Below are 10470 nucleotides of genomic sequence, written 5' to 3' on the forward strand. Positions count from 1 at the left end.
GCCGGATTTTTTCGCGATCTCGCCAGCACTTTGCCACCTTGTTCATGGTGCGCTCAGTTTTCTGTTCCCATACTGGCCCTACAGTTCCAATAGAGGAGAGACAAGATGCAAACATCCATCGTCGGGCTCTCCATTCTGTGGGGGCTAGCCAGTTTTGGTGTTCAGGGGGATTTCATCGAGAGCCGTGATTCCGTTGCGCCATCCTGGCAAGCCGAGTCCAGAGTGGAGATGGAAGGTTATCTGATTGAATCGCTTGGCGAAGATCGCTGGCTGTTCGACAACGGCAGCGAGAGCCTGCTGGTCTCACTGCCCGAGGGGCAATGGGTGCCGACCGGCGAGCGGCTGCGGGTCAGCGGCGAACCGCTGCAGGAGCAGAGCGGCTGGCTGCTGCAGGTGGCAGACATCAGCCAGGTCAGCGTCTGACAGCGGCAGTCGCCCCGTCACCGCGACAGCTAATCCAGACCCGATAACCACTACCGAATAACCAAGAGCGAATAGCAAAAGAGGAGGCCAGTGGCCTCCTCTTTCTGTTTATATAAGCGGCTTGCGCGGGCTCACCCCAGATGGTTGAGCGGTAGTGCCGTCTTGTGCTTGATGCGACGCAGCACGAAGCTGGAGCGCACTCCGGTCACCCCCGGAATATGGGTCAGCTTGTCCAGCAGGAAGTGCTGATAGTGCTCCATGTCGCGCACCACCACCTTGAGCTGGTAGTCGGCATCATTACCGGTGATGAGATCACACTCCAGCACTTCGGGCAGTTCGCTGATGGCGCGATCGAAGTTTTCGAACCGCTCGGGCGTGTGTCTGTCCATGGAGATATGAATGTAGGCGGTGAGGGTGAGACCAAGCTGGCGGGCGTTGAGCAGAGTAACGTGGGTGTCGATGAGACCGGCATCCTCCAGCGCCTTGACCCGGCGGGAGCAGGGGGACGGCGAGAGCCCGACCAACTCGGCCAGTTCGAGATTGCTGATGCGGCCATTCTCCTGCATCAGCTCGAGAATATGTCTGTCTATGCGATCAAGTTTCAGCATCTACCCTTCCTCGTTGCAATGACTAATCCACTTTTCCTAGATTAAGGGTGAGCTATTGCAAAAACAACCGAAATAAGTGGTTACTTTGCAACCACTCACCGGCACGGGAGGGATACTATGGTTACATCTTCCGGTGGCAAAGCAGATACCTGACCGGGTCTCTGCGGTGAAGGACCTTACCGGGTCAAGAGCCCCATCAGCCGTCTTACCTTATCGGGAAACGACGGGCTGGAACGAGAGAACCCCCTCCCCGAAGGCAACAAAGCAGGCATCCCGGCGCCTGCTTTGTTGTTTTTGGGCGTTTGACGAAATCAGAGCGCGGGCGGCGTGATGCGATAGAGGCAGCGATGCGCCCCCTCCAGCAGATATTGCTCCCGCTCCACCGTTGCTGGCGCCAGCAGCTGGCGAAACAGCGCCAGTTCGCTGCGACAGAAACCGCGGCAGGTGCGCGCCGCCGCACAGATGGGGCAGTGGCTCTCCCACAGCAGCCAGCTGCCATCCTCTTCGCGGCGGATCTCCGCCATGTAGCCCTCGCGAGTACGCAGCTCCTTGAGCGCCGCCAACCGGCCAGAGAGGCCATGGGACCCCAGCGCCTCCTGATAGCGAACAAGCATCTGCTGCTCCCGCTGCTGGATCAGCCGTTCCATCCCCTCCTCGCCAAACAGCTCGCGCACGTTGTCGATCAGCTGCACGGTCAGGTCGCTATGGCTATCGGGGAAGCGCTGCCAGGCCTGCTCGGTGAGCTGCCACAGCCGCACGGGACGACCGCGCCCGCGGGCCTCGTCGCTGAATGTGACCCACCCCTCCTGCTCGAGCGTGAGCAGGTGCTGGCGGGCGCCCATGGAGGTCATCTGTAACTGCTCCCCCAGCGCGGCGGCGCTCTGCGGGCCATGGCTCTTGAGCAGAAACAGGATCTTGTCGGTGCTTGCGTTCATGGTCTCATTATGGGGATCGCCCTTTATTAAATCAACAATTCACTTTACTTAATCCCATCTATGAATCAGCATAAATAAACCAATAACTTTACTTAATGGGTGCGACATGGAGAAACACGGGCACAAAAATCCCCTCTGGGTGCTGGTCATGACGGTCACGCTGGCAGTTGCAGGTTTCAGTCTCCCCTCCCCGGTGTTGGCACCCTTGCTGCTGGATCCGGCCCACGGCATGCTGACGCCGGATGCCTCCGACTGGAGCCGCAAGGTGTGGCTGGGGGTCATCATGGGGCTCTATCCCCTGTTCCAGCTGGTGGGCAGTCCCTGGCTCGGTCGCCTCTCCGACCGCTATGGCCGCAAGCCACTGCTGTTGCTCTCGCTGGCGGGGGTACTGGCAGGCTATGCCCTGATGGCACTCGGTATCGCCTGGCGCTCCCTCCCCCTGTTGCTGCTCAGCCGGGTGGTGGAGGGGCTGTGCAACGGCAACATCGCCATCGTGCAGGCGATGGCGGCGGATCTCGCCGGCAAGGAGCACAAGACCCGCAGCTTCGCCTGGATCAACATCGGTATGAATCTGGGCTGGGTCGTAGGGCCGATGATCGGGGGCTACGCCGCGGTGATCTCGGGGGATTACAGTCTGGCCGCCTGGCTGGCGGTAGGAATGACCCTGCTCAACCTGCTGCTGGTCTACTGGTTGATCCCCTATCGTCCGCCGGTGGCGGCCGCCCGGCAGGCCCCGACCCTCTCCAGCCGCCAGCTGTTGCTGCAACCGGCCCTGCTCCCCTACTTCGCACTCACCCTGATCAGCTATGGCGCCGTGCAGCTCTATTTCACCTACTTCAATATCTGGCTGGTGGAGAGGCTGGCCTGGGATCCGGCCCAGCTGGCGCAGGCGGCGGTGCTGGTGAGCCTGCCCATGATGGCGGGCTCCTGGCTCGGCTCTCGCATCGCCCGCCACTGGCGCGGCAGCTCCCTCGGCATTGTCGGCCATCTGGTGATGGCGAGCGGCATGCTGCTCTTTATCCTACCCGTGCACTGGTGGGGACTGGCGCTTACCTTCGTTCCCGCTGGCATCGGCATGAGTCTGGGGGAGCTGGCCACCTCGGTGGCGATCTCCAACCGCAGTCACCCGGAGCAACAGGGGCAGGCGATGGGGCTCTACCGCGCCCTCGCCGTGGGCAGCGAGATCCTGGCGGTGCTGCTCGGCAGTCTGGTGCTGCTGGCCGGTACCGAGTGGCCCTTCTATCTCGCCACCCTCTGCTCCCTTGCCAGTGCTGCCGGTTTCTATCTGCTGCGCCGCCGTGCCGACCGTCGTCAACAGCTGGCCAGCTGCACCTGAGCCACGAAGGGATCACAGTTCGGCGCTTCGGCCACGCGCAAGACTTGCATCGGAGCACCGGGTCTGGGACGGTAAAGCTCTTTGCGGATTTGTTCGATGCTGGAGGAGCTATGAGTGAGTACAAGGCCATCGCGCTCGATATGGATGGCACCCTGCTGACCCGGGATCACAAGATCTCGTCGGCCACCCGGGCAGCCCTGGCGCAGGCCCGCGCCCACGGTATCAAGGTGCTGCTGGTCACGGGACGCCACTACATGACGGCGCGTCCCTTCCACCACGAGCTGGCCCTCGATACCCCCCTCATCTGCAGCAACGGCGCCTATCTCTATGATCCGGTGCAAAACGGTATCCTCAGCGGCGACCCGCTGGCGGTCGCCCCGCTTACCGAGCTGCTGGCCGCGGTCGAGGCGCAGCAGATGGGCGCCCTGTTCCACCTGAGCGAGGGCATTGGCTACATCGGCTGTGAAGAGCATGTCACTCGCATCCGCCACTGGTCGGCCAATCAGCCGGACCACCTCAAGATCGCCCTCCACCCGGTCGAGGAGCTGGCAGGCTGGCTCGACAACCCGGTCTGGAAACTGGAGCTGTTCAATCAGGATCCGGCGCGCCTGCACACCTTTATGGGCGAGGTGGTCGAGCAGATGCCCTTTACCCGTGACTGGGCGGCCCCCTATGCGGTGGAGCTGGTACAGCCCGGTTGCAGCAAGGGCAACCGGCTTGCCCAGTGGGCAGCCAGCGAAGGGATTGCGATGGAGCAGGTGGTGGCGTTTGGTGACAACAACAACGACATCAGCATGTTCGAGCAGGTGGGGCTGGCGGTGGCCATGGGCAATGCGGCCCCACAGCTCCAGAGCCATGCCCATCGGGTCACGGCCGACCACAACGAAGATGGCATCGCACTGGCGTTGCAGCGCTGGGTACTGCCCTGATCTGACAAGATGCAACATGGCCAGCACGCGGGCTGGCCATGAAGAGAGGGATTAACCGCCGAAGGAGAACTGGATCACCCGATCCGGATAACGCAGACGGTTGTACTCCCGGCGCAGGGATTCGTAGTGGCGAATGGCCCGATCGCGCTTGGCGCGGTAATAGTCGCGCTGTTCCGTGTTGGTTTCGTTGCGGATGCTGCGTTCAAGCGTATCGATATCCCGCTCGGTACGCTCCAGCTCGTCGCTGATCTCCCGCAGGCGGGCAGCCAGTTTGTACTCTTCGTAGCCACGCTGATACTGCTTGAGGAAGCTGGCGTCATTGGGGCATACCCCCAGATAGGCCTGCCCCTCCTTGCCCTTGCTGTAAGCCAGCTCGGGAATGCAGTAGAGCTCCAGCCCCTTGTCGTAGCCCCGTTTCCACTCGGCCTCATCCACTTTGAGGCCATATTCGCTGCAAGAAGAAACGTAGTCGCGGGTCGCCTGACGGGTTTTGCCTTCCGATCCATCCTGATAACCCAGGTTGTACCAACTCATGGTGCGGCACTCATCTTCTGACAGGGCACTGCATCCCGCCAGCAATACCGGCAGGGTCAGCAACAGGATTTTGAGGGACATGGACAGACTCCGGAAAAGATAGTGAGCGGCATTCTAGAGAGGATAAAAGGCCATAACAAGGGATGCGCTCCCATGCGGTCTGGCGCGGCTTATTTGATGTTTTTATCACTATTCAACGCCGTGCCGGACGGGGCGGCCAACCCGCTTTCCTTGTTATCAGGTGCAAGGTAAACTGCGCCATCTTTTAACTGGCGCGCAACAAAAACAATGAAAGTCCTGACCGTCGATTACCGCTCACCCGATGCGGCCCAACGCTTCACCGAATCCCTGCGAACCACCGGCTTTGGCGTGTTGACCAACCACCCTATTCCGAAAGAGCTGGTGCAGTCCATCTACGACAACTGGTATCGCTTCTTCATGAGTGAGCAGAAGCAGGATTTCCTGTTCAACCGCGAGACTCAGGATGGCTACTTCCCGCCGTCGGTCTCCGAGGTGGCCAAGGGCCATAGCCAGAAAGACATCAAGGAGTACTTCCACATCTACCCCTGGGGCCAGATGCCACAAGAGCTGAAAGAGCAGGCGATGGAGTACTATCGCCTCGCCAACGGTCTGGCCGCAGAGCTGCTGAGCTGGGTGGAGCAGTACACCCCGGCCGATATTGCCGCCAACTACAGCTGCCCGCTCTCCTCGATGATCGAAGAGAGCCAGAAGACCCTGCTGCGGGTGCTGCACTATCCGCCGTTCGATGGCACCGAGGAGCCGGGCGCCATCCGCGCCGCCGCCCACGAGGATATCAACCTGCTCACCATTCTGCCCGCCGCCAACGAGCCGGGGCTGCAGGTGAAGGGCTCCGATGGCGAATGGATGGACGTGCCGTGCGACTTTGGCACCCTCATCATCAACATCGGTGACATGCTGCAGGAGGCCTCCCGCGGCTACTACCCTTCCACCACTCACCGCGTCATCAACCCGACCGGTGGCAGCGCCGCCAAGTCGCGTATCTCCCTGCCGCTGTTCCTCCATCCGCGCCCGGATGTGGTGCTCTCCGAGCGTCATACCGCCCACAGCTACCTGATGGAGCGGCTGCGGGAGCTGGGGGTGATCTAGTCCGCCGACGAGCAGTTGTCAGAGACCAAACCGGAGCAATCTCGCTCCGGTTTTTTATTTGGTGGCAGGATTGGGCTAAAAACAGAATTAAATTAGCCAATCATGCCAAGAAATCGCATTTACACCTGATAACCGTCGTAGTGATTGCGCAGTGACCTCCGTAACATGAGCGCCATTCTGCCCCTGCCAAGGGGCGCTCGATTGGAGTTCTTATGAAGCAGTCCCAATGGTCATCCCGACTCGGCTACATCCTCGCCGCAGCGGGTTCCGCGGTCGGTATCGGCGCAATCTGGAAATTCCCCTATGTCACCGCCGTCAACGGCGGCGGCGCCTTCCTGCTGGTCTTTCTGCTGTTCAGCTTCACCCTGGGGGTGGCGGTACTGATAGGGGAAACCCTGCTCGGCAGCATGAGTCGCCGCGGGGTAGTCGGAGCCTTCTCCGATCTGCTCGGCAAACAGTGGCGCTGGGTTGGGGTAATGGGAGTGATCTCTACCCTGCTCATCTACTGCTTCTACAGCGTGGTGGGCGGCTGGACGCTCGGTTATACCGGCATGGCCCTCTCCGGTCAGCTCAACCATGGGGATGCGGCTGCTCTCACCGCCCGCTTCAATGACTATGTCAGCGGCGACGTCTGGCCAATCCTCACTCACCTGCTGTTTGCCGCCCTCACCTGGATAGTGGTGCAAGGCGGCATTCAGAAAGGAGTGGAGCGCACCTTGCGCTGGATGATGCCGGCCCTGTTCCTGATGATCCTGATGCTGGTCGCCTTTGGCCTCACCCTGCCCAATGCGATGGCGGGAGTACGTCACTTCCTGATGCCCGACTTCAGCAAGCTGGGGATGTCCGGCGTGCTCGATGCCATGGGGCTGGCCTTCTTCTCCCTCTCCATCGGTCTGGGCATTCACACCACCTACGGCGCCTATCTGCCGACCAGCGAAGGGGTTGGTCGCTCCAGCCTCTGGGTGGTGCTGCTGGCCAGCATGGTGGCGGTACTGGCGGGTTTGATGATTTTCCCGGTGCTGGCCTCGACCGGTATCGACCCGGCCTCCGGCCCCGGCCTCACCTTTATGACCATGCCGGCGGTGTTTCAGCTGCTGCCCTTCGGTCAGGTGCTTGAGGTGATCTTCTTCGCCCTGCTGGTCTTTGCGGCGCTCTCCTCGGCCATCTCCCTGCTGGAGCATTTGCAGTGCTTCCTGTGCGAGACCTGGGGCTGGTCACGCCGCACGGCCTGCAGCGCCATCACTGGATTCGTCATAGTTAGCGGTGTTCCGGTCAGCCTGTCGTTTGGTTCGCTGCAACACGCCACCCTGTTTGGCAAAACCATTTTCGAGTTGCTGGACTTTGTCACCTCCAACCTGATGATGCCGCTGTTCGGCCTGATGCTGACGCTGCTGCTGGGCTGGAAGCTGGGACGCAAGGCGCTGCCGCAGGGGATTGCCAGCCACTGGCATCACTTGCTGATGAACTGCTGGCGCTGGATTGCCCCCTTGCTGATCGGCGGGATCTTGATTCGCGGTCTGGTGTGACGGTTACTCTTCGCGGGTGGGCTCATCGGCCCGCCCCTGGGCGGCTCTGACGGCCTCCAGGGCATGTTGCCAGCGGGTGATCTCGGCATCATCCGTTCCCTTGGAGAAGACGATATAGAGACCGGCCTGATGGAGCAGCACGCCACTGCTGACGATGCTGCGCCGGGATAACCCCATCTTGTCGAGGGTGGCCTCCATCACCAGCTCCGCCATCGGCAAGGCATCGATCTTGCCCAGCATCAGCCGCTCTATCGCCTCCCCGACCGTCTTGTAGCGCACCAGATTGGTGTAGCCCTCATGGGTCAGCCGCACATCATCGGCATTGCCCAGCACGACCCCCACTCTGGGCAGATCTCGCAACTGTGCCAGCGAGGTCAGCGGGTGGCGACTATCTGGCGCCTGATAGATAAAGACCCGATTGATAAAGAGCGGGCCAACCCATTTGAAATGGGACTCCCGCTCCGGGAGCCGCTGTACCACGAACAGTCCATAGCCGGGCTCGACCCGTGCCAACGCCAGCGCCCGCTTGAGCGGGTAAATCCGCACCGGATAACGGGTGCCAAGCTCCTCCTGCACCTCATCGATCAGGCGAATGGCAAATCCGTCGAGCTTGCCGTCGCGGTATTCGGTAAAGGGGGGTAAATCGTGACTCAGCAGGGTTAATCCGGGCTGCGCCGACACACTCAGGCTGATCAGTAACCAGGGCAGCATCATCCATCTCATACGACATCCTGTCTCATCGTTGTCCCCGTCAGTGCCATGTCGCGGTCACTAGTTCCAGAAGAAGCTACGTCGATTATCGCCCAGTAAATAGCCACAAGGTAGAAAAGATGCTGCCCTGCGAGGTTCCCCACATTGAGTTGTACGTACAGTCAGAGTGGTGACAGCGGCACACATAAAAAATTTTTGATTTTATGTGTCAATTATTCTTTCCATGGTTTAGGCTGTTCCCTCATTCATTAGTCAGGTTGCCACCTCATGTCTGCCATCCTCGTGCTGTTTGGTCGATTTTTTAGCTCGCAAGAGAGGTGACCTTGCACGCACAGTTTTTCTGAATGTTCATTGCAAAGGTCGCCTCAGGCGGCCTTTTTTATGGTCTGTCGTTTATTGCTACAGAGGAGTATTGCTTCGATGTCGTGTTACCCGGAGGTTGTATGAGCCAGGTTCAGTGGTCTTCCCGTCTCGGTCATGTGCTGGCCGCAGCAGGCACAGCGATTGGCCTTGGTGCCATCTGGAAGTTTCCCTATGTGACCGCCACCAATGGCGGTGGCGCCTTCCTGCTGGTGTTTCTGCTGTTTAGCTTCACCCTGGGGGTAGCGGTACAGGTCGGCGAAACCCTGCTCGGCAGCCATAGCCAGCGCGGGGTGCTCGGCGCCTTTCGCAAACTGGTGGGGCCGAACTGGCGCTGGATGGGGTATATGGGGATCGCCTGCGGCTTCTTTATCTACAGCTTCTACAGCGTGGTGGGCGGCTGGACCGTGGGTTACGCCGCGCTGGCGATGGCTGGCAAGCTCAACCTGAGCGAGGGGAGTGCCCTCACCGCCCTGTTCAACGGCTATGTCAGCAACCCCTGGTGGCCGGTGCTGACCCATCTGGTGTTTGCCGGGCTAACCTGGTGGTTCGTGCAGGGGGGTATTCAGAAAGGGGTGGAGCGGGCGCTGCGCTGGATGATGCCCGCGCTCTTCATCATGATGCTGCTGCTGGTGGGGGTTGGCCTCTCCATGCCTGGCTCCATGGCGGGTGTGCGCCAGCTGCTGCTGCCGGACTTCTCCATGCTGGCCGGCCAGAGCGTGCTGGACGCGCTGGGGCTGGCCTTCTTCTCCCTCTCCATCGGGCTCGGGGTACACACGACCTATGGCGCCTACCTGCCCAATAGCGAAGGGGTGCTGCGCTCCGGCGTCTGGGTGGTCACTCTGGCAAGCCTTATCTCGGTGCTGGCGGGCTTGATGATCTTCCCGGCGCTGGCCTCTACCGGCATAGACCCCACTGCCGGGCCGGGTCTCACCTTTATGACCATGCCTGCCGTGTTCAGCCATCTGCCGTTCGGTCAGGGACTGGGGGTGGTCTTCTTCCTGTTGCTGCTGGTCGCCGCTCTCTCCTCCTCCATCTCCATGCTGGAGCATCTGGTGCGCTTTACCACCGAGGAGTGGGGTTGGTCGCGTCGTGGCGCCTGCCGGGTACTGACCCTGCTCATCATGGCCTCCGGCATTCCGGTGAGCCTGTCGTTCGGCCCATGGAGCAATCTGACCCTGTTTGGCAAGACCATCTTCGAGCTGCTCGACTATCTGACCTCCAACCTGATGATGCCGCTGTTTGGTCTGGTTCTGACCCTGCTGCTGGGCTGGCGATTGGGTGATGCAATATTGCCTGCGGGCCTGTCACCCGCCCTGCGTCTGGCGCTGCTCTGGTGCTGGCGCGTGGTGGCGCCGCTGCTGATCAGCGGGATCCTGATCCGCGGGATCATGTAGCACCTTGCGCATCCGTTCGGGCAGGCCTTGGCCTGCCCTTTTTATTGCTGGCGTTTACTTTATTACAGGCGTTCATATGAGCAGCATCACGATGGACAGGAGTGCAGTCGGGCAATCTCGGCAGAGCAGAGTAGAGGATGTGCGAAATGGCAGAGTGGCACTATAAGAGGTGGAGCTTGGTTCGCCACACCGGCAACAGAAGAAGTTGAAGTACTGAATTGCGGGCAAAAAAAATCCCCATCTGAGTGGGGACTTTCTCTGCAAACGCAGCTGATATCTCAGCTTCGCTTGCGAATATGGTGGTCGTTACTGGGATCGAACCAGTGACCCCCTCCTTGTAAGGGAGGTGCTCTCCCAGCTGAGCTAAACGACCTGGGATTCTTGAAATGATGGTGGGTCGTGCTGGATTCGAACCAGCGACCAATTGATTAAAAGTCAACTGCTCTACCGACTGAGCTAACGACCCATCTAAATCATTTTTTTAAACTTTTTACTGCAAATATGGTGGTCGTTACTGGGATCGAACCAGTGACCCCCTCCTTGTAAGGGAGGTGCTCTCCCAGCTGAGCTAAACGACCTGGGA

At 60.3% G+C, this 10470-nt stretch carries 10 protein-coding genes and 3 tRNA genes; 6 read left to right on the forward strand and 7 right to left on the reverse strand.

Annotated features, from left to right (window positions below):
• The first annotated feature begins 105 nt into the window (after nucleotides 1-105).
• On the forward strand, nucleotides 106-423 hold the full coding sequence (locus G5168_RS19210; RefSeq protein ID WP_202005344.1) for a hypothetical protein: 318 nt from the start codon (nucleotides 106-108) through the stop codon (nucleotides 421-423).
• Between the two features lie 131 nt (nucleotides 424-554).
• Here the strand turns inward: G5168_RS19210 and G5168_RS19215 are convergent, their stop codons facing one another.
• Both G5168_RS19215 and G5168_RS19220 read right to left on the reverse strand, forming a co-directional pair.
• Nucleotides 555-1031 carry an Lrp/AsnC family transcriptional regulator gene (locus G5168_RS19215; protein ID WP_005304871.1) on the reverse strand — a complete coding sequence of 159 codons (477 nt, stop codon included), beginning with the start codon at nucleotides 1029-1031 and terminating at the stop codon, nucleotides 555-557.
• Nucleotides 1032-1342: 311 nt separating this feature from the next.
• The gene (locus tag G5168_RS19220; RefSeq protein WP_201902512.1) at nucleotides 1343-1966 is read right to left on the reverse strand and encodes a helix-turn-helix transcriptional regulator; all 624 of its coding nucleotides are present in this window, start codon (nucleotides 1964-1966) and stop codon (nucleotides 1343-1345) included.
• Nucleotides 1967-2072: 106 nt separating this feature from the next.
• On the opposite strand from G5168_RS19220, the gene G5168_RS19225 reads away from it, so the two are divergent.
• Nucleotides 2073-3302, forward strand: a complete 1230-nt coding sequence (locus tag G5168_RS19225; protein ID WP_216952053.1) for an MFS transporter — start codon at nucleotides 2073-2075, stop codon at nucleotides 3300-3302.
• A gap of 110 nt (nucleotides 3303-3412) precedes the next feature.
• On the forward strand, nucleotides 3413-4231 hold the full coding sequence (locus G5168_RS19230) for a Cof-type HAD-IIB family hydrolase (protein WP_042052421.1): 819 nt from the start codon (nucleotides 3413-3415) through the stop codon (nucleotides 4229-4231).
• A 51-nt stretch (nucleotides 4232-4282) separates the two neighbouring features.
• On the opposite strand, the gene G5168_RS19235 is transcribed toward G5168_RS19230, so the two are convergent.
• Complete coding sequence (locus G5168_RS19235; RefSeq protein WP_201958289.1) at nucleotides 4283-4846, reverse strand: DUF2799 domain-containing protein; 564 nt, start codon at nucleotides 4844-4846, stop codon at nucleotides 4283-4285.
• 207 nt (nucleotides 4847-5053) lie between these two features.
• On the opposite strand from G5168_RS19235, the gene G5168_RS19240 reads away from it, so the two are divergent.
• Nucleotides 5054-5893 carry an isopenicillin N synthase family dioxygenase gene (locus G5168_RS19240; RefSeq protein ID WP_421209596.1) on the forward strand — a complete coding sequence of 280 codons (840 nt, stop codon included), beginning with the start codon at nucleotides 5054-5056 and terminating at the stop codon, nucleotides 5891-5893.
• A gap of 212 nt (nucleotides 5894-6105) precedes the next feature.
• Nucleotides 6106-7419, forward strand: a complete 1314-nt coding sequence (locus G5168_RS19245; RefSeq protein WP_421252592.1) for a sodium-dependent transporter — start codon at nucleotides 6106-6108, stop codon at nucleotides 7417-7419.
• A 3-nt stretch (nucleotides 7420-7422) separates the two neighbouring features.
• Here the strand turns inward: G5168_RS19245 and G5168_RS19250 are convergent, their stop codons facing one another.
• Nucleotides 7423-8142 carry a substrate-binding periplasmic protein gene (locus G5168_RS19250; RefSeq protein WP_069529694.1) on the reverse strand — a complete coding sequence of 240 codons (720 nt, stop codon included), beginning with the start codon at nucleotides 8140-8142 and terminating at the stop codon, nucleotides 7423-7425.
• A gap of 431 nt (nucleotides 8143-8573) precedes the next feature.
• Between G5168_RS19250 and G5168_RS19255 the strand changes: the two genes are divergently transcribed.
• Nucleotides 8574-9887, forward strand: coding sequence for a sodium-dependent transporter (locus G5168_RS19255; protein ID WP_421252593.1), 1314 nt, complete (start codon nucleotides 8574-8576; stop codon nucleotides 9885-9887).
• Nucleotides 9888-10184: 297 nt separating this feature from the next.
• Here G5168_RS19255 and G5168_RS19260 read toward each other — a convergent pair.
• From G5168_RS19260 to G5168_RS19270, 3 genes are all read right to left on the reverse strand, one after another.
• A tRNA-Val gene (locus tag G5168_RS19260) sits at nucleotides 10185-10260 on the reverse strand.
• 17 nt (nucleotides 10261-10277) lie between these two features.
• Nucleotides 10278-10353 (reverse strand) — tRNA-Lys (locus G5168_RS19265).
• Between the two features lie 36 nt (nucleotides 10354-10389).
• Nucleotides 10390-10465: transfer RNA gene (locus G5168_RS19270), tRNA-Val, on the reverse strand.
• Nucleotides 10466-10470: the final 5 nt, after the last annotated feature.

Origin of the sequence: Aeromonas sp. 600724 (assembly GCF_049175135.1) — a bacterium.
Lineage (GTDB): Bacteria > Pseudomonadota > Gammaproteobacteria > Enterobacterales > Aeromonadaceae > Aeromonas > Aeromonas veronii_A.